This window comes from Corallococcus sp. AB032C (assembly GCF_003668935.1).
Taxonomy (GTDB): Bacteria; Myxococcota; Myxococcia; order Myxococcales; family Myxococcaceae; genus Corallococcus; species Corallococcus exiguus.
Genome location: NZ_RAWP01000113.1, coordinates 14057 through 32313, shown reverse-complemented (window position 1 = coordinate 32313; position 18257 = coordinate 14057). Strand labels below are relative to the sequence as shown.

Below are 18257 nucleotides of genomic sequence, written 5' to 3'. Positions count from 1 at the left end.
GGCGTGGGGGCCGGAGCCGGCTCGCGGGCCTTCTGGGCCTCGGTCGTGATGACCTGGTCCATGGCCTGCCCCAGCGACTTGTGGGCGGTGACGCCCGGCTGGTCACCCCAGCCGTTCTTCAGCGCCTGGTGCTGGCCGCCAAGCTTCTCCGCCGCGCGCCAGTCCTGTTCGAACAGGCGCTGGTTCACGATGCCAATCTCGTACTGGCCCACCGCGGCGGGGCGGGGGGGAGGACCGTCCGGCTGGGCATCCTGCGTGGTGACGACCTGGATGCGCCAGGCCCACACCGCGCCCACGAAGAAGAGGACCATGGCGCCGACACCGACGCCGACGATCTTCCCCATGACCAGGTGGTCTTCCTCGGCGGCGACGCCATGCGCGCCGACGATGACCCGCGATTCGACTTCGGACTGGGTCTTCTTCATGGCTGCACGTACCTCAGGGACTCCGCGATGTAGGGGTCCTTCACCGGGAACGTGTACTTGTTGCGCGCCCGGTACAGGGCGTAACCCACCGAGACTCCGCCCACGCCCACGAAGGCCGTGATGAGCGTCCAGTGGAACGTCGGACCGGCCTCACCGGAGAACGCCGGCCAGATGAGCCAATACAGGTCCACGGCGTGCATGAGAAGCATGTAGAGGGCGGCCACGGCCAGGGTCCCGGTCTTCTCCTTCAGCTTGCGTGACAGCAGCGTGAAGAACGGCAGCACGAAGTGGCCGAAGAAGATGACCAGGGACACGCCACGCCACGGGCCGTACATGCGCAGGCCGTACCAGGGGGCCTCTTCCGGGATGTTGGCGATCCACACCAGCAGGAACTGGGAGAAGCCGATGTAGGCCCAGAACGCCGTGAAGGCGAAGATGAGCTTGCCCAGGTTGTGGTAGTGCGGCGTCTTCACCAGGCTGCCGTACAGGTCCTTGCCCTGGGCCCGGATGGTGGCCAGCGTGAGGACGCAGAAGGCGGCCAGGAAGCTGCCGGCGAAGTAGTAGACGCCGAAGATGGTGGACTGCCACAGCGGGGTGAGGCTCATCAGCCAGTCGAAGGACGCGAAGGTGATGGTCAGCGCCAGGAAGGGCAGGGCGCCCGGGGAGAAGCGGCGCTGCTTGACGGTGAGCTCCAGCCCGCCCACCTCGTCCTGCTGGGTGCTCCAGCCGTACAGCCGGTGGGAGACGAAGATCCACACCGCGAAGTAGATGACCTGGCGGACGAAGAAGAAGGTCCCGTTCAGGTAGTGGGCCTTCTTATGCGACAGGTGCTCCACCTCGATGCCGTGGATGTGGGCGGCCAGCGGCGAGCCATCCACCCAGGGGTACATGTGCTTCATCATGGGGATGAAGGCGAGGATGAGCACCGCGAAGACGGGCACCGCGATGGACATCGTCTCCATGGCGCGGCGCAGGACGATGGGCCACTTCGCCTTCGCCGTGTGGAAGATGGCCAGCATGATGAGGGCGGACACGCTGATGCCGACCCAGTAGGTGAAGCCCAAGAGGTAGCTGAAGCTGGTCGCCTCCGGGTTCATGAAGAAGCCCACGGCGGTGAGCACGAGGCCCACCACGCCCAGGCCGAACGCGGGCACCATCAGCTTGGGCGTGCCGGTGTAGCGCTCCATGGCAGTCATCGGTTCTCCTGCGGGACGGGCTGCGTCCCGGCGGTGCTGCGAGCGGCCTGCAGCGCGCGCACATAGGCGACGACGGCCCAGCGCTCACGCGTGTCGAGCTCACCCGAGAAGGACGGCATGACGCCGTAGCCCTCGTTGATGGCGGTGTAGAAGTGGCCGGCCGGCTTGTCCGCGAGCTCCAGCAGGGACGGCGGCAGGCGCAGCGCCATGTTCTCCGCGACGACGCTGTTGCCGTCGCCGAGCACGCCATGACACTGCGAGCAGACGATGTTGTACTTCTTCTGGCCAAGCTCCAGCAGGTGCTTGTCCACCGGCAGCGGGATGGCGTTCACGGCCACGCCGTTGGCGCGGCCCGTGGAGATGCCCGGGTTGCCCACCGGCCGCTCGCGCGGGACGGTGCCGGCGGGGGGCACGCGCATGGCGCGCCCGTCCGGCCAGAACTCGGACGTCTCGTAGTACTCGTACTTGGCCTGGTGCTCCATGCGCTGGAGGAACTCAGAGCTGACATTGCAGCCCGTGAGCGCGGCGAGCCCGGCGGCGGGGATGAGCCACCTCATTCGTTCTCTCCCGACACGACGGTCACGTGGGTCGCGCCCAGGGCCGTCAGCTGGTTCTTGACGTCCGCGGCGTCCGTTCCCGTGGGGTGCGGGATGCTCAGCCAGAAGCCGTGCGTGGACGCGCTGCGGAACTCTTCCGACTCGAAGGCCGGGTGGTAGGGCTGCGGCAGCTTGCTCAGGCCGAGCAGGCCGAAAAAGATGCCGAACGCGGCGAACAGCACGCTCAACTCGAACGTGATGGGCACCCAGGCCGGGAGGCTCAGCAGCGGACGGCCGCCGACGTTGAGCGGGTAGTCGACGGTGTTCATCCACGTCTGCATCGTGAGGGCGGTCACCATGCCGGTGAGGCCGCCGCCCAGGGCGATGAAGGGCATGCGAGAGGGCGGCAGACCGAGGGCCTCCGACCCGCCGTGCAGCGGGTACGGGGAGTAGGTGTCCATCCCCTGGAAGCCCTTCTCGCGCATCTGCTGCGTGGCGGAGACGAGGGCTTCCGGGGTGGCGAACTCGGCCATCACCCAGGAATCAAGGACCTTGGCTTCCATGATGCTAGTGCGCTCCGTGGGTGGCCGCGGCGTCCGAGCCGTGGTGTCCGTTGCCATGGGCGGCGTGGGCGGCGTGCTTGAGCTCCAGCTGGAGCTCCTTCACCTCGCTCACCGCGACGGCGGGAACGAACTTGAGGAACAGGAGGAACAGGGTGCCGAACAGGCCCAGCGTGCCGATGTAGATGCACCAGTCCACCCAGGTCGGCGTGTAGATGTCCCACGACGAGGGCAGGAAGTCCTGCGACAGCGACGTCACGATGATGATGAAGCGCTCGCACCACATGCCGATGTTCACCGCGATGGACGCCACCCACATGATGGGGATGCTGGTGCGGGCCTTCTTGAACCAGAAGATGTTCGGGGTGACCACGTTGCAGGTGATCATCAGCCAGTACACGCCGGCGTAGGGGCCCGTGGCGCGGTTCACGTAGAAGGTCCAGAACTCGTACTGGTTCATGGAGTACCAGGCGATGAAGTGCTCCATCATGTACCCGTAGGACACGATGAGGCCCGTCGCGAGGATGACCTTGTTCATGTTCTCCAGGTGGCGGTCCGTAATCACGTCCCGGAGGCCCAGGTACTTGCGGGCGGGGACGATGAGCGTGATGACCATCGCGAAGCCGCTGAACACGGCGCCGGCCACGAAGTAGGGCGGGAAGATGGTCGCGTGCCAACCCGGAATCTGGGACACGGCGAAGTCGAACGACACGATGGTGTGCACGGACACCACGAGCGGCGTCGAGAGGCCGGCGAGCAGCAGGTAGCCAATCTTGTAGTTGTGCCAGTGACGGCCGGAGCCGCGCCAGCCGAGCGCGAAGAGGCCGTAGATGGTGCGCTGCAGCTTGCCCTTGGACGAGTCACGCAGGGCCGCCAGGTCCGGGATGAGGCCCACGAACCAGAAGAGCGCGGACACCGTGAGGTACGTGGAGATGGCGAACACGTCCCACACGAGCGGCGAGCGGAACTGCGCCCAGGCGCCCAGGGTGCTGGGGTAGGGGAACAGCCAGAAGGCGAACCAGGGACGGCCCGTGTGGAGCAGCGGGAACAGGCCGGCGCACATGACCGCGAACAGCGTCATGGCTTCCGCGAACCGGTTGATGCTCGTGCGCCACTTCTGCTGGAAGAGCAGGAGGATGGCGGAGATGAGCGTACCGGCGTGGCCGATACCGACCCACCAGACGAAGTTGATGATGTCGAACGCCCAGCCCACCGGCTGGTTGTTGCCCCACACGCCGATGCCGCGCGCGAGGGTGTACGTGACACCGACGACCAGGAGGCCCAGCGCCGCGGACGTGATGCCCAGCAGCATGAACCAGCCCTTGCCGGGCTTGCGCCAGACATGGTCCAGCAGCGTTTCATTGAGGGACTTGTCGTCGTGGTGCGGCGCGACGAGGTCCCGGGGCTCGAGGGGGTCGAGCGGGAGTGCGTGTGCGGTCTCGGCCATGACGGTCAGTGACCTCCTTCATGCGCCGGCGCGGCTTCAGCAGGGGCGGCGGGCACGAGGGCAGGGTTGGGGTTGCGCAGGCGGATGAGGTGGGCGGTGCGGGGGCGGGTGCCCAGCTCGTGCAGCAGCCGGTAGGCACGCTCGTCCTCGTGGAGCTGCGTGACGCGCTGGGCGGGGTCCGCCAGGGAGCCGAAGGCGATGGCCTGCGTGGGGCAGGTCTGCTGGCACGCCGTCTGGAGCTCCTTCTCCTGGATGAGGCGCTTCTCGACGCGGGCGTTGATGCGGACCCGCTCGATGCGCTGCACGCAGTAGGTGCACTTCTCCATGACGCCGCGGTTGCGCACCGTGACGTCCGGGTTCATCAGCATCTTCTCGGTCGGCGTCTTGCCCTGCGTGTAGTGCAGGTAGTTGAAGCGGCGGACCTTGTACGGGCAGTTGTTGGAGCAGTACCGCGTGCCGATGCAGCGGTTGTACACCATGTCGTTGAGGCCCTCGTCCGAGTGCACGGTGGCGTTCACCGGGCAGACGTACTCGCAGGGGGCCTTCTCGCAGTGCACGCACGCGACGGGCTGCATGACCATGGCGGGGTCGTTCTCATCGCCCTGGAAGTAGCGGTCGATGCGCAGCCAGTTCATCTCACGGCCGACGCCCACCTGCTGCTTGCCGACGACGGGGATGTTGTTCTCCGCCTGGCACGCCACGACGCACGCGTTGCAGCCCGTGCAGCGCGACAGGTCGATGGACATGCCCCACTTGTAGCCCTCCTGCGGCGTCTTGGCGTAGTCGAAGTCGGGCAGGTTGTTCTGCTTGCCCAGCTCGTACTTGGCCTGGACGCGCTCCAGCGTGTGCGCCGTCTCCTTCGACGGGTGCGCAAGCTCGCTGACGGACATGTCGAGCGCCAGCGGGCGGCCCTCCATGCGCCAGTGGTACTGGGTGCGGGAGAACTTGTGGCTGCCGCGGACCTTGGTCAGCTTCGCGCCGCCGTCGAACCAGGGGGCGTTCGTGGTGCGCAGCAGGTTGGCGTTGAAGCCCACGCCCTTGGCCACGACCTCGTGGAGGCCGGTGCGGCCGTAGCCCAGCGCCACGGTGACGGTGTCGTCCGCGTTGCCGGGGAGGACGCTGACGGGGACCTGCAGCTTGCGGCCGCCGTACTCCAGCTCCGCGACGTGGCCGTTCTCCAGGCCCAGCTTCTTGGCCGTGGCCGGGCTGAGGATGGCGGCGTTGTCCCAGACGATCTTCGTGATGGGGTCCGGCGTCTCCTGGAGCCACGCGTTGTTGGCGAAGCGGCCGTCCAGCAGCTTGTAGTCGTGGACGAAGTTGATCTCCAGCTCACCGGCCGCGGGCGGCTGATAGGCGGCGACCAGCGCGTTGGCGGCGCCCGCATCCGGGGTCGCGGTCGTCAGCGCGGAGGCGACGCTGCCGGGGACGACGCCCTCGGAGACCCAGGTCTCCCAGCGGGTCTCGAAGTCGGCGCGGCCGGCCTCGCCACCCTGCGCGGTCCAGTAGTCGCGCAGGATCTGGTAGGCGGGGCGGAAGGGCTCGTCGAGGAACAGCGCGTACAGCTCCGCTTCCGGCACGCCGTTGAAGAGCGGCTGGATGAGGGGCTGCGCGATGCTGACGGTGCCGTCCGCCGCGCGGCCGTCGCTCCAGGTCTCCAGCTGGTGCGCCAGGGGCACGAACCAGTCGGCGAACTTGGAGGTCTCGTCCTCGTAGTGGCCCGCGTACAGGACGGACAGCGCCTTGCGGTTGGCGTTCTGCTTGGGGTCCAGCACCTCCGCCAGGCCCGCGTCCACCGGCAGGGCGTAGACGGGGTTGGTGGCGGTGATGACCAGCGTGTCCACCTTGCCGGCCTTGATGTCCGCGACCAGGGCGCTGATCTCCGACAGGCCCGAGGCCTCCGGAGCAGCGGCCGGGACGACCTTCACGGTGGTGCCCACGTTGCCCAGCGCGGCGTTGATGGCCTGCGCCAGCGCGTGCACGGCGGCGGGCTGGCGCTCACCGGCGAGCACCACGGAGCGGCCGGCCTTGGACTTGAGGTCCTGGGCAACGGCCTGCACCCACGACTGGGTCTCCGGGCTCAGCGAGCCGGCCTTGCCGGACGCGGCGGCGCCCAGGCTGGCGGCGGCGCCACCCACGGCCTGCGCCAGCGCGGCGGCGACGGCGAAGACCTCGGAGGACTTCACGCGCTTGCGGTGGTCCGCCATGCCGCCGGTGATCGACATGCGCGATTCGGCGACGTACAGGCGGTTGAGCTCGCCGTTCTTCGGGTCGCGGCGGTCCGCGAACTGGCGGTTGAGGGCCAGGTTCTCCGGGCGGCTCTCCAGGAAGTCCGCGTCCAGGGAGACGATGACGTCCGCGCGGGTCAGGTCGTAGAGGGCCTGGACCGGCTGGCCGAACAGCGCGCGGTTCGCCTCGCCGGCGGCGGAGTCCGTGATGGACGCGAACGCGTGGAAGCGCGCGTTGGGCAGCTTCTTCTGGATGCGGCCCGTCACGTCGCGCAGCATCGGGGAGCTGATGGGCTCCGTGAGGAAGCGCAGGCGGCTGCCACCGTCGGCCACGGCCCTCTGGCTGACGAGGGAGGAGATGTCCTCGGCCAGAACGCGCAGCGAGCGGGGGTTGTTGCCCTGGCGCAGCACGCGGGCGCGCTGCGGGTCATAGAGCGAGAGCAGGAACGCCTGCTCGAAGACGCCGGCAGCGCCCTGGTTGATGGGGTGCTGGGGGTTGCCTTCGACCTTCACCGGGCGGCCTTCGCGCGCGGTGATCAGCAGGCCGGAGGTGTGGCCTCCGAGCGTCATGCCGGACGCGTAGTGCAGCGGGTTGCCCGGGGTCACTTCCGGCGGCGTCTTCGTGTACGCCACCATCCGCTCATCCTGCGGACGGGTGCTGCACGCGGTGGCGCCAGCCAGGGCGAGCGACGCGCCCATCAGCTGCATGAACTCGCGGCGGGCGAAGCCGGTGGGGGGAAGGTCCGCGCCGACGGGGAATTCCGGGCGGGTCTCCTCCAGGAACTCCGGCGTGGCGAGCTTCTCCTCCAGGCCGAGCCAGTACGTCTTGCCGTACGCGCCCTCCGCGGCAACGGCGCGGGTGGAGGCGTGCTCGAGCGCTTCACCCACGACATCGTCGTGGGAGTGCGCGTGGGGGGCGGCCTCGTTGCGGCCCGAGACGACCGGGAGCGCGAAGGACGAGGGGGTTTCCTGCGCGGGCGCGCTGTCAGGCTTGGTGTTCATCGGTGGCATGTGGAGCAGCTCGTGCGCGAGTGAACGTCGTATTCCTTGATGAGCGTCTCGGCGAGGGCCGAGGCCTCCGCCTTCGCCGCGGGGGGCGCCCAGGTCATGCTGGTGATGAACTCCTGGGGCCGGAGATTGGGGCCGGGGTTGCGGTGGCAATCCAGGCACCAGCTCATCGTCAGCGGGGCGGACTGCTCGATGGCGCCCATCTGGTCCACGCGGCCGTGGCAGGTGGCGCAGCCAACGCCCTTGCCCACGTGGATGGAGTGGTTGAAGTAGACGAAGTCCGGCAGGTTGTGGACGCGAACCCAGGGGATGGGCTGGTCGGCGAAGAACGCCTTGCGGACCTCGGTGAGGTACGGGCTCTTGTTCCACACCTGCGCGTGGCAGGACATGCACACGGTGGTGGAGGGGATGCCCGCCGACGGGGATTTCTCCACCGACCAGTGGCAGTAGCGACAGTCGATCTGCTCGTCACCGGCGTGGTGCCGGTGGTCGAACTCGATGGGCTGTTCCACCGGGCGCGCCTGATTGGTCACGAGCGGGCTGCGCACGTAGGCCAAGAGGCCGCCGATGGCGATGGCGGGCACCGCGAGGAGCATCGCGGCCGACAGGCGCGACACCGTATTCGTCCAACGTGGGAAGAGAGGGCCGCTCATACCAGGACCAGGGGCAAGGGGACTGAAGGCGACATGGAAGCAGGGGTGGACGCGGGGAAACCGTTCGGCGCGGAAGTCAGGGGGGCCGTCCCGGTCCCGGTGGACCGGGCGGGCGGTGGCTCCTGGCGCTCAGACGGCAAGGCAGTCACGTCCAACGAACCTCTAGGATGGTGCCGTGGGAGCGGGTCCCTCATGCATTTCCCGACCCAATGCGGCGCGGGACCATCAACCATGAACACGGCAGTGTCAACCATTCTGTGGGGAGTGGGAATAAGGAGCGCTTAGCACCTTCCGGGGTGGTTGCGACAAGTTGCCGGCGCGCGGTGATGAATCCCGCTTCTGGCGATCGGAAGGGAGCATTGCGCGAGGGGACTCTTCCCTCTGGGATCAATCCCTTTCAGGGCGCGCGCTACACGGTGCGACGGTCCGCGCCACGCATGAAGCGGGGCTACTGGGAGTCCGTGTCGTCGGGGTCGCAGGTGGCGTCGGTGGCGATGATCCGGAGGACGCGGCGATGCCTGGCCTGGCTCATGGCGCTAGACCTCCACCACCGCGGTGCCGGCGATGGCGTAGACGCGGTCCTTCCTTCCCCGCCGCACGTCCATACCGCCCGTGAAGGCGCTGAACGCGGGCAGGACTCCCACGCCGGGGCCCAGGTGGAAGCAGGGCAGCCGCAGCCGGTCCGCGCCGCCCGTCAGCCGCACCATGGGGTGGAGGTGCCCGGCCCAGACGTAGCGTCCGGTGGCCGCCTCCGGATGGTGCGCGAAGCGGAACGGGCCTTCGTCTAATACCTCCGCGCGGTCCTCCATCCTCCAGGAGGGTGGAAGGGTCCGCACGTGGCGGTCATGGTTGCCGCGTATCAGCACGACTTCTAGTGATGCATGAGCTTCGCGCCAGGTATTCACGCGGCTGATGACGTCGCCGGTGAGCCCCTGGCGCGAGTGGACGAGGTCCCCCACCAATAGGAGTCGCCGGGCGCTGGTGGCGGTGAGGGCGGCGGAGAGGCGGTCCAGGTCGTCATCCAGGACCCCCAGGGGCAGGGGGATGCCGTGCTGTTGGAAGGACTCCGTCTTGCCCCAATGCAGGTCGGCCACCGCGAGCACGCCGGCCTGGGGCCAGTGCAAGGCCCGTTCCGGGAGCAGCTCCACGTCCGCGTCCGCTACGCGGGTCTGGCATCGCCCTGGGACCATCGCTCCTTGAGGCGCTGCACGCGGTCCAGCAGGGATTCGTTGGACACGCTCGCGCTGATGCGCTCGACGACGAGCGGGAAGCCCAGCGGCGAGGGCCGGTGGACGTGGACGACTTCGACGGGGTGCGCCTCCAGGCGCTCCAGGGTGCGCGCGAGCCGTCCTTGTTCGAACTGGTGCTCCAGGACCTCGCGGCGCGCCTGGCGCAAGAGGAGGTTGTCCGGGTCGTACTTCACGAAGACGTCATAGAGGAGCGCGGCGCTGGCCTGGACCTGGCGGGTGGATTTGCGCGCTCCGGGCAGGCCCGGCATCACCAGCCCGGCCACGCGGGCGATGTCGCGGAACTGCCGGCGCGCGAGCTCGCTCAGGTTCACGCTCTCCAGGATGTCCTCCACCAGGTGCTCGCGGGTGAAGAGGGCGGGGCGCAGGGCTTCATCGAAGGGGAACGGCGTGGAGGTGAGCAGCTCCAGGCCGTAGTCGTTCACGGACAGGCTGAAGGTGGCCTTCCGCAGGCGCGTGAGGCGCAGGGCGAGGAGCGCTGCCAGGCCTTCGTGCACGAGCCTTCCTTCAAAGGGATACAGGAAGAGGTGGTAGCCGTCCCGCGTGCGGCAGATCTCCGCCAGACATCCGCCGTCGCCGGGGATGCGGGACAGGCGGGCCTGCGCGTCGAGGATGGGCCACGCGGCGGCGACCTCGTCCCGGGTGACGTCGCCCTGGCGTGCGGCCTCCAGCGTGCGGCGCATCGCGGACGCGAGCGAGGTGGACAGGGGCAGGCGGCTGCCGCCCCAGCGCGGCGTCTGGGTGGCCTTGGCCTTCGCGGGCTTCACGTACGCCGTCATGTCCTTGAAGCGGCTGAACTCCAGCCGGCGGCCCGCGAAGAGGAAGGTGTCCCCGGGCTTCAGGCGGCTGACGTAGGACTCCTCCACCGTGCCCAGGGTGCCGCCGCTCCAGTAGCGCAGCTGCACGGACGCGTCCGACGTGATGGTGCCGATGTTGAGCCGGTGCAGCCGGGCGAGGCGCGCGTCGGGCACGCGGAAGCGGCCGTCCACCTCCACCACGCGGCGGAACTCCGGGTAGGCGCGCAGCGTGGGGCCGCCTTCTCGCACCAGGGTGAGGGCCTGGTCGAACTCCTCATCGGTGAGGGACGCGTAGCTCGTGGCGGTGCGGACCTCGTCGCGCAGGGCCTCGCGGGTGAAGCCTCCTCCCAGCGCGCACGTCACCAGGTGCTGGGCCAGCACGTCGAGCGGCTTGGACAGGGGCGTGCGTGGCTCTATCTCGCGGCGCGCGATGGCGTCTCGGGCGGCGGCCATCTCCACCAGTTCGAGCGCGTGCGTGGGGACGAAGAGGATGCGGCACGTGGCTCCGGGGCGGTGCGCGCTGCGGCCCGCGCGTTGGAGCGTGCGGCCGATGCCCTTGGGACTGCCTATCTGGATGACTCGCTCCACCGGGCCGAAGTCCACGCCCAGGTCCAGCGACGATGTGCACACGACGAGGCGCAGGCTTCCGTCCTTGAGTCCTCCTTCCACGCGCTCTCGCTCCTCGCGGTCGATGGAACCGTGATGCAGCGCGAGCAGGTGTTCCCATTCAGGGCGCAGGAAGCGCAGACCTTCGAACCAGCGCTCCGCCTGTGAGCGGGTGTTGGTGAAGAGGAGTGTGGACTGCGTGGGGTCCAGCCAGTCCGCCACGCGTGGGAGCATGGTGAAGCCCAGGTGCCCGGCCCACGGGAAGGTGTCCACCTCCTCTGGCAGCAGCGTCTCCACGTGCACCGGGCGCTGCAGGTCCGCGCGGACCAGCGTGGGCTTGCGGTCCGTGCCCACGACGGTGCGCGCGGCCTCTTCCAGGTTGGCGAGCGTGGCGGACAGCGCCCAGATGCGCAGGCTCGGAGCGAACTGGCGCAGGCGGGCCAGGGCCAGTTCCACCTGGGTGCCTCGCTTGGATGCGAGGAGTTCGTGCCACTCGTCCACGATGACGGCGCGCAGTGAGGCGAAGTTCTCCGCGGCCTGCTCCTGGGTCAGGAGGAGCGACAGGGACTCCGGCGTGGTGATGAGCACCTGAGGCAGACGCTCGCGCTGACGTTGTCGCACGGAAGAGGACGTGTCGCCCGTGCGGCTCTCCACCTCCAGGTCCGCGTCCAATGCCATCAGCGGTTCGCGCAGGGCCTGCTCCACGTCACGCGACACGGCTCGCAGTGGCGTGAGGTAGAGGACTTGAAGGCCCTTCTGATTGCGCTCCGCTACGTCCGCCAGCGGGCCGAGGTATGCCGCGTATGTCTTCCCCGCGCCGGTGGGCACGTGGATGAGGCCGCTGTCTCCTCTCGCGTAGGCGGCCCACGCTTCTTCCTGGAAGGCATAGGGCGTCCAGCCCTTGGAGGCGAACCACTGGCGGAGTTGAGCCAGCGGCGTGCCTTTGTATGGGGATGGGCTCCGGGGCGCGGGACGCTTCGCGCGTGCCCTTGTGGGCTTCGGTGATTCGGTCTGCTTTTCCGGCGCGTGCTTGCCGCGCATGTGATTGCGGCGGGGCTTAGTGGGCTGCATGCAGCAGCCCCTTCAGTGAGTCGAGCGTGTCCGCGTCCCTGGCCGTCTTGTCCGCGCGCCAGCGGGCGATGCGTGGGAAGCGCAGGGCGACGCCCGACTTGTGACGTGGGGACGGGGCGATGGCTTCGAAGTGCAACTCGAACACCTGCTCCGGATCCACCGAGCGCACCGGGCCGAACTTCTCCCGCGTGTGGGCGCGGATCCACCGGTCGAGCCGGCCTATCTCCTCGTCGGTGAGGCCCGAGTAGGCCTTCGTCACCGGGAGCAGGTCCTCGCCGTTCCACACCGCGAAGGTGTAGTCCGTGTAGAGCGACGAGCGCCGGCCGTGACCTGGATGCGCGTAGAGCAGCACCGCGTCCACCGTGTACGGGTCGATCTTCCACTTCCACCAATCGCCGCGCTTGCGCCCCGTCTGGTACACCGAGTCCAGGCGCTTGAGCATCAAGCCTTCGACGTTGCGGGCTCGCGACTCCTTGCGGAGCTCCGCCAGCGCCTCCCACGAAGAGGCCGTCACCGTGGGGGAGATGGGGAAGCGTGGGTGGTCCTTGAGCAGGGCCTCCAGCCTCGCGCGGCGCTCGCGCAGGGGCAGCTCTCGCAAGTCCTTTCCGTCCTGCTCCAGCAGGTCGTAGACGACGAACGCGGCGGGGGCCTCCGCCAACACCTTGGGCGTGAGCTTCTGTCTGCCAATGCGGCGCTGGAGCCGGGCGAAGGGCAGGGGGACTCCGTCCTCGTAGGCCATCACCTCGCCGTCGAGCACCGTGCCTTCGGGCAGGGCCCGGGCCGCTTCGGTGATTTCGGGGAAGCGTTCGGTGATCAGCTCCTCACCTCGGCTCCAGAGGAACACCTCGCCCTGGCGGCGGATGAGCTGGCCCCGGATGCCGTCCCACTTCCACTCGACGAGCCAGTCACTCAGTTCGCCCAGTGACTCGGCTGGCTGTTCCAGCGGCGACGCGAGGTAATAGGGATATGGGCGCGACACGTGGCCGTCCGATACGTCCGGTGCCACGAGCTGTTCGAAGAACGCCTTCGTCGGCGTCCACGTGCCCATCATCCGGTGCGCCACGCTGGGCGGGGGCAGGCCTGTGACTTGCGCGATGGCTCGCACCACCAGCGTGTTGGACACGCCCACGCGCAATTCGCCGGTGAGCATCTTGTTGAGGAGGAACAGCTCGCGGCGGGGCATGGACTTCCACCAGCCCACGACTCGTTCGCGCTGCTCCGCCGCGTCCAGGCCCCGCAGGGGCAGCAGGCGCTCTTCCAACCAGCGTGAGAGGGGAAGCTCTTCGGCGTGCTCGGGCGGGAGGTTCGCTCCGTCGAGCAGCAGGGCAATCACCTCCGCCAGGTCTCCCACCGACGCGTAGACCTCGTCGAAGAGCCAGCCCGGGATGCCCGTGAGCTCCTGCGTCCAGCCCACCAGCAGCTTCGACGTGAGCAGCCGCTTGAGCTTCTGACCCGTGAGGAAGAACAGGCCCCAGGCCGCGTCCTCCGGTGGCGTCCGCCGGAAGTAGCGCGTCATCGCCTCCACCTTCGCGTTGGTGGAGGTCGTCTGGTCGAGCGTGTCGTAGAGGTCGGCCAGGGCTCGCACGCGTCAGTCCTCCGCTTCGCCCTCGAAGGGCGTGGCGAGCGGCGAGGCATCCACGCCCCGCTCCCGCAGGTAGTGCGACAAGGGGTCGGTGTAGCCGTGCGTGACGAGCACCTTCTCCGCCTGCGTGTCCGCCACCGTGCGCAGCAGGTCCGGCCAGTCCGCGTGGTCGGAGAGCACGAAGCCCCGGTCGTAGCCGCGACGGCGCCGGTTGCCTCGCACGCGCATCCACCCCGACGCGAAGCCCGTCTCCGCTTCGCCGAAGCGGCGCATCCACATGGAGCCGGCCGCGCTCGGCGGCGCCAGCACCAGCGCGCCCGCGAAGGACGTGCCCTTCTCCGTCTCCGACACCATCTGCGTAGGCAGCATCGCGATGCCCGCCTCGCGGTACGCGGTGACGAGCCCGTTCACCGCGCCGTGCACATAGGCCGGCCGGTCCGTGAGCTTCCCCAGCTCCGCCAACAGGCGCTGTGCCTTGCCCAGCGCGTAGCAGAACAGAACCGCTGAGCGGCCCGCTTCGCGGTTCGCGTCCCACCAACGCAGGATGTCCTGGGCCACGAGGTCCGTCTCATCCCAACGGTAGATGGGCAGGCCGAACGTCGCCTCGGTGATGAAGGTGTTGCAGCGCACCACTTCGAAGGGCGCGCACGTGGGGTCCGGCGTGCGCTTGTAGTCGCCGGAGATGACCCACACTTCGCCCCGGTGCTCGACGCGGATCTGCGCGCTGCCCAGCACATGGCCCGCGGGGTGGAAGCTCACGGTGGTGTCGCCCACGGTCAGCTTCTCGCCGTACTCCAGCGTGTCGATGACCGCGTCCGCTCCCAGCCGGCGCTGCAACAGGCCTCGTCCGGGAGCTGCCCCCAGGTAGCGTTTGCTCCCGCTCCGGGCGTGGTCGCCGTGCGCGTGCGTGACGAGCGCCCGCTCCACCGGACGCCATGGGTCGATGTGAAAGTTCCCCGCCTGGCAGTACAGGCCCTGCGGCGTCACGGAGACCAGCGGCGTTCGTTCCTGGTGGGTCGCGGTGGCCACGGTCTTCTAGAGGTAACGAGGCCTTGGAGCAGGGGCCACCCACGGCCGGACCCTCTCGCGCGCTCCGCTGACAAGGGGGCGGGCGTCCGTCCTGGCCTTGCTTGCGCTCCAAACGACGGAGCCAGGGACCGGAGGGCCCCTTGGATGGTGGGCGTGGACAGGGGATAAACCCTGGAAACCTCCAACCTCGGACCCTTAGTGATGACGCCGTCCGCGCTCCTCTTGTCCCTCTTCCTGTCGCAAGAACCCGACTCCGAGACGGTGCTCGAATACAGCGCCGCGATGGCGGAGGAGGGCGCCGCGCCGGCCCCCGAGAGCTTCGAGTTCACCGCCTTCACGGCGGGGCAGATGGTCTACCTGGGCGTGGACGAGGGGAACCTGCGCGCGAACGCGGCGGCGGATGCGGCCGTGGTCCAGACGTTGATGCTGGGCACGCCCGTGAAGGTGGTGAAGGCGGGGACCCGCGCGAAGGTCGGGGAGTACGTCAACACCTGGTACCAGGTGACGGTGGTGGATGCGAAGGCGCCCGCGGGTGCCGCGCCCGTCACCGGCTGGGTCTTCGGCAACACGCTCACGCCGTTCCGCTTCGAGGCCGACCTGGACGGGGACGGCGAGATGGAAGTGGCCACGGTGGTGATGAGCAACGAGTTCAAGGCACGCGTGCGCGTGCTGGAGCCGAACGTGAAGCCGCCCCGCCGCGTGAGCAGCGTGGACGTGATGGTGGCGTCCACGGTGTATGGCGGCGGGAATGGTGGCCCGGTGAAGGTGAAGCTGGTCCCCGCGAAGCAGGCGGGCGTGACCCTGCTGCAACTGGACTCCACGCCGGAGCGTTGTGGCGACTACGTCACGTCCTACGTGAGCTACACCGGGTCGAATGGGAAGCCGGGCGTGCTCGGCAAGGCGAAGCTGGCGCTGGAGCTGGGTGGGCTGATGGATCCCCCGAACACGAGCTCGTACAAGGTCTCCTTCCAGCCAGCCGCGAAGCGGGCGCTGGTGGTGCGCACGAACGTCGAGGAGGAAGACGGCAAGCCCCAGACGGTTACGGAGCGCGAGGTCTATCAGTGGAAGGACGGCGTGTTCGCCCAGGCGAAGCCCGTCGCGAAGCCGTAGGTGAAGGGCCCGGAAGGCCGGGCACCCGGGCGCCCCTCCGGGTGAAGGAAGAGGGGCTCAGGGCAATCGACCATGGATGCGCAGGGGCGGAAGGCTGCCTACCGGCAGCGCGCGGAAGCAGGTCAGGCGGTGCCGGTGTTGGTGGAGTTGCCGGCGGACCTGGATACACCGCTGTCGGCATACCTGAAGCTGGGCGGTGGAAGCCGCGGCTTCATCCTCGAGTCGTGCTACGGCGGCGAGCGCTTCGGGCGCTACAGCCACGTGGGCGTGAACCCGGCGGGCCGCGTGCGGCTGGACCGGGAGGGGCTCACGTTGTGGCGCGGCTCGCATGAGGAGCGCCGCGAGGGCCGCCCGCTGGACGTGCTGCGCACGCTGTGGCGCGAGCTGTCCGTGGCGACGCTGCCGGGCGAGGCGCCCTTCCTGGGCGGGCTCGTGGGCTACCTGGGCTACAACGCCACGTCGTGGTTCGAGCCGAGCGTGCCGGACCGCCACCCGCGCGACACGGGCTTCCCTGACTCCGAGTGGCTCATCGCGGAGGACTTCGTCACCCACGACACGCGCACCCAGACGCTCAAGGCCATCGCCATCGCACGGCCCGCGCTGCACGGCAGCGTCGCTGCGGCGCTGAAGGACGCGGAAGCGCGCGCGGAGGCAATGGCGGAGAAGCTGCGTCGGCCGCTGTCGCCGGAGGCCTACGCCGCCGTCCCCGCGCAGAAGAACGCGCCGGCCCCTGTCGCGTGCTGGGACCGCGAGGGCTACGCGCGGGCGGTGGAGAAGGTGCAGGAGTACGTGCGCGCGGGCGACTGCTTCCAGGCGGTGCTCGCGCGCAGGTTCGAAGCGAAGGGCGCCATCCCTCCGCTGTCGCTCTACCGGGCGTTGCGGCGGGTGAATCCGTCTCCGTACCTGTTCCTGGTGGACCTGGGCGAGGCGCGCGCGCTGGTGGGCGCGTCACCGGAGCTGCTGGTGCAGGTGCGCGACGGGGACGTGGTGGTGCGGCCCATCGCGGGCACGCGCCGCCGGGGCGGCTCCGAGGCCGAGGATCAGGCGCTGGAGAAGGAGCTGCTCGCGGACGAGAAGGAGCGCGCCGAGCACATCATGCTGGTGGACCTGGGGCGCAACGACGTGGGCCGGGTGGCCGCGCCGGGCACGGTGCGCATCGAGGACCTGATGATCATCGAGCGCTACAGCCACGTGATGCACATCGTGTCCCAGGTGCGCGGCAAGCTGGACACCACGCGCTTCGACGCGCTGGATGCGCTGGCGAGCACCTTCCCCGCGGGCACTGTTTCAGGCGCACCGAAGATCCGCGCGATGCAGATCATCGACGAGCTGGAGCCCATGCGGCGCGGGCCCTATGCCGGCGCGGTGGGCTATCTGTCCTTCTGCGGCACGCTGGATGTGGCCATCGCGCTGCGCACCTTCTTCGTGGATGGCGACCGCACCATGTGGACCGCCGGGGCGGGGCTGGTGGCGGACTCGGACCCGATGAAGGAAGCGGACGAGACGGAAGCGAAGGCGGGTGCCATGGCCGCCGCGCTGCGCCTGGCTCGCGAAGGAGGTGGGCGGTGATCCTCGTCATCGACAACTACGACTCGTTCACCTTCAACCTGGTGCAGTTGCTCTACACGCTGGGCGCGGAGGTGAAGGTGGTGCGCAACGACGCGCTGGATGTCGCGGGCATCGCGGCGTCGGGCGCGTCCCACCTGGTGGTGTCCCCGGGGCCGTGCACGCCGCACGAGGCAGGGGTGAGCGTGGCGGCCATCTCCCAGTCTCGCGTGCCGGTGCTGGGCGTGTGCCTGGGACACCAGTCCATTGGCGCGGCGTTCGGCGGGCAGGTGGTGCGCGCGCCGGAGCCCGTGCATGGCAAGGCGGCGCACATCCGGCACGGCGGCACCGGCGTCTTCACCGGCATGCGGCAGGGGTTCCAGGCGGCGCGCTACCACTCGCTGGTGGTGGCGGCGCAGTCCATGCCCGCGGAGCTGGAGGCCACGGCGTGGAGCCAGGACGGCCTGGTGATGGCGCTGCGTCACCGCACGCGGCCGGTGGTGGGCCTGCAGTTCCATCCGGAGAGCGTGCTGACGCCGGAGGGCCCGTCGCTGGTGCGCAACTTCCTGGAGGGGAAGCTGTAGCGGCCTTCACTCCTTCAGGTGCGTGGTGTCGTTCCAGCTCACGAGGACCGGCTGTTTGCCGCCGGCCTCGGAGCCCAGCACGCTGATGGATGCAGTGCCCAGGTGGAAGAGCCTGCCTCCGTCCGGGGGCAGGCCCAGCCAGCGCGAGGCGAGGATGCGCAGCATGTGCCCGTGCGAGAAGAGGAGCACGTCGTCCTGGAGGGCGCGCGCCTCCGCGATGATGCGGTCGGCTCGGGTGCCCACGTCTTCCAGCGTTTCGCCGTTGGGGACGCCGTCTGCCCACAGCGTCCAGTCCGGGCGCGTGGTGCGGATGTCCGCGCCGGTGCGGCCCTCGTAGTCGCCGTAGTTGAACTCCATCAGGTCGTTCTTCTTCTGGGCCACGTCGCCGTAGCCCGCGAGCACGCACGTCTCCTGCGCGCGCGTCAGCGGGCTGGTCCACACGGCGGCGAAGCGCCACTTGCCCAGGGGCGCGCGGAGCCGCTCCGCCATCTGGCGGCCCTCCTCCAACAGCGGCAGGTCCGTGCGGCCGGTGTGCTGGCTGCTGCGGCTCCACTCCGTCTCACCGTGACGGACGAGGACCACCTGGGGGGCGCGTGTGTTCATGGCGCCAATCTGTGTCAGGCCGTGCCGGGACGG

15 protein-coding genes are annotated in these 18257 nt (G+C 69.2%); 3 read left to right on the top strand and 12 right to left on the bottom strand.

Annotated elements, in window-relative coordinates; genetic code table 11:
- The 11 genes from D7X99_RS34755 to D7X99_RS34705 form a co-directional block, all read right to left on the bottom strand.
- Positions 1-425: hypothetical protein (locus D7X99_RS34755; RefSeq protein ID WP_121781520.1), on the bottom strand; the 425-nt coding region annotated here is incomplete at its 3' end.
- The gene (locus D7X99_RS34750) at positions 422-1621 is read right to left on the bottom strand and encodes a hypothetical protein (RefSeq protein WP_121781519.1); all 1200 of its coding nucleotides are present in this window, start codon (positions 1619-1621) and stop codon (positions 422-424) included. The genes D7X99_RS34750 and D7X99_RS34755, both read right to left, overlap by 4 nt.
- Positions 1618-2178: a cytochrome c gene (locus D7X99_RS34745; protein ID WP_121781518.1), complete on the bottom strand. Its 561-nt coding sequence runs from the start codon at positions 2176-2178 to the stop codon at positions 1618-1620. The genes D7X99_RS34750 and D7X99_RS34745 overlap by 4 nt, the downstream gene beginning before the upstream one ends.
- Positions 2175-2720 carry a DUF3341 domain-containing protein gene (locus D7X99_RS34740; RefSeq protein ID WP_120567452.1) on the bottom strand — a complete coding sequence of 182 codons (546 nt, stop codon included), beginning with the start codon at positions 2718-2720 and terminating at the stop codon, positions 2175-2177. The genes D7X99_RS34745 and D7X99_RS34740 overlap by 4 nt, the downstream gene beginning before the upstream one ends.
- 4 nt (positions 2721-2724) lie before the next feature.
- A complete protein-coding gene (gene nrfD / locus D7X99_RS34735; RefSeq protein WP_121781517.1) occupies positions 2725-4164 on the bottom strand; it encodes an NrfD/PsrC family molybdoenzyme membrane anchor subunit in 1440 nt (479 codons plus the stop codon).
- Between the two features lie 5 nt (positions 4165-4169).
- Positions 4170-7391 (bottom strand): TAT-variant-translocated molybdopterin oxidoreductase, encoded by a 3222-nt coding sequence (locus D7X99_RS34730; protein WP_121781522.1) that lies wholly within the window; start codon positions 7389-7391, stop codon positions 4170-4172.
- On the bottom strand, positions 7388-8050 hold the full coding sequence (locus D7X99_RS34725; RefSeq protein WP_121781516.1) for a cytochrome c3 family protein: 663 nt from the start codon (positions 8048-8050) through the stop codon (positions 7388-7390). The genes D7X99_RS34730 and D7X99_RS34725 overlap by 4 nt, the downstream gene beginning before the upstream one ends.
- A gap of 536 nt (positions 8051-8586) precedes the next feature.
- Complete coding sequence (gene pdeM, locus D7X99_RS34720; RefSeq protein WP_121781515.1) at positions 8587-9240, bottom strand: ligase-associated DNA damage response endonuclease PdeM; 654 nt, start codon at positions 9238-9240, stop codon at positions 8587-8589.
- Positions 9210-11771: a ligase-associated DNA damage response DEXH box helicase gene (locus D7X99_RS34715; protein WP_121781514.1), complete on the bottom strand. Its 2562-nt coding sequence runs from the start codon at positions 11769-11771 to the stop codon at positions 9210-9212. The genes pdeM and D7X99_RS34715 overlap by 31 nt, the downstream gene beginning before the upstream one ends.
- A complete protein-coding gene (locus D7X99_RS34710) occupies positions 11758-13356 on the bottom strand; it encodes an ATP-dependent DNA ligase (RefSeq protein WP_121781513.1) in 1599 nt (532 codons plus the stop codon). The genes D7X99_RS34715 and D7X99_RS34710 overlap by 14 nt, the downstream gene beginning before the upstream one ends.
- Before the next feature lie 3 nt (positions 13357-13359).
- Positions 13360-14382 (bottom strand): ligase-associated DNA damage response exonuclease, encoded by a 1023-nt coding sequence (locus D7X99_RS34705; protein ID WP_121781512.1) that lies wholly within the window; start codon positions 14380-14382, stop codon positions 13360-13362.
- A gap of 201 nt (positions 14383-14583) precedes the next feature.
- On the opposite strand from D7X99_RS34705, the gene D7X99_RS34700 reads away from it, so the two are divergent.
- The 3 genes from D7X99_RS34700 to D7X99_RS34690 all read left to right on the top strand — a co-directional run bounded on the left by D7X99_RS34700 (position 14584) and on the right by D7X99_RS34690 (position 17621).
- Complete coding sequence (locus tag D7X99_RS34700; protein ID WP_211483970.1) at positions 14584-15492, top strand: SH3 domain-containing protein; 909 nt, start codon at positions 14584-14586, stop codon at positions 15490-15492.
- A gap of 72 nt (positions 15493-15564) precedes the next feature.
- Positions 15565-17061, top strand: coding sequence for an anthranilate synthase component I family protein (locus D7X99_RS34695; protein ID WP_121781510.1), 1497 nt, complete (start codon positions 15565-15567; stop codon positions 17059-17061).
- On the top strand, positions 17058-17621 hold the full coding sequence (locus D7X99_RS34690) for an aminodeoxychorismate/anthranilate synthase component II (RefSeq protein WP_121781509.1): 564 nt from the start codon (positions 17058-17060) through the stop codon (positions 17619-17621). Before D7X99_RS34695 ends, D7X99_RS34690 begins: the two co-directional genes overlap by 4 nt.
- 6 nt (positions 17622-17627) lie before the next feature.
- Here the strand turns inward: D7X99_RS34690 and D7X99_RS34685 are convergent, their stop codons facing one another.
- Positions 17628-18224 carry a histidine phosphatase family protein gene (locus D7X99_RS34685; protein ID WP_121781508.1) on the bottom strand — a complete coding sequence of 199 codons (597 nt, stop codon included), beginning with the start codon at positions 18222-18224 and terminating at the stop codon, positions 17628-17630.
- Positions 18225-18257 lie beyond the last annotated feature (33 nt).

What these genes read in the sequence shown, in the direction of transcription:
- pdeM (WP_121781515.1), bottom strand. Translation starts at nt 9,240, where the DNA reads ATGGTCCCAGGGCGATGCCAGACCCGCGTAGCGGACGCGGACGTGGAG.
- D7X99_RS34725 (WP_121781516.1), bottom strand. Translation starts at nt 8,050, where the DNA reads ATGAGCGGCCCTCTCTTCCCACGTTGGACGAATACGGTGTCGCGCCTG.
- D7X99_RS34750 (WP_121781519.1), bottom strand. Translation starts at nt 1,621, where the DNA reads ATGACTGCCATGGAGCGCTACACCGGCACGCCCAAGCTGATGGTGCCC.
- nrfD (WP_121781517.1), bottom strand. Translation starts at nt 4,164, where the DNA reads ATGGCCGAGACCGCACACGCACTCCCGCTCGACCCCCTCGAGCCCCGG.
- D7X99_RS34700 (WP_211483970.1), top strand. Translation starts at nt 14,584, where the DNA reads ATGACGCCGTCCGCGCTCCTCTTGTCCCTCTTCCTGTCGCAAGAACCC.
- D7X99_RS34685 (WP_121781508.1), bottom strand. Translation starts at nt 18,224, where the DNA reads ATGAACACACGCGCCCCCCAGGTGGTCCTCGTCCGTCACGGTGAGACG.
- D7X99_RS34715 (WP_121781514.1), bottom strand. Translation starts at nt 11,771, where the DNA reads ATGCAGCCCACTAAGCCCCGCCGCAATCACATGCGCGGCAAGCACGCG.
- D7X99_RS34730 (WP_121781522.1), bottom strand. Translation starts at nt 7,391, where the DNA reads ATGAACACCAAGCCTGACAGCGCGCCCGCGCAGGAAACCCCCTCGTCC.
- D7X99_RS34695 (WP_121781510.1), top strand. Translation starts at nt 15,565, where the DNA reads ATGGATGCGCAGGGGCGGAAGGCTGCCTACCGGCAGCGCGCGGAAGCA.
- D7X99_RS34745 (WP_121781518.1), bottom strand. Translation starts at nt 2,178, where the DNA reads ATGAGGTGGCTCATCCCCGCCGCCGGGCTCGCCGCGCTCACGGGCTGC.
- D7X99_RS34740 (WP_120567452.1), bottom strand. Translation starts at nt 2,720, where the DNA reads ATGGAAGCCAAGGTCCTTGATTCCTGGGTGATGGCCGAGTTCGCCACC.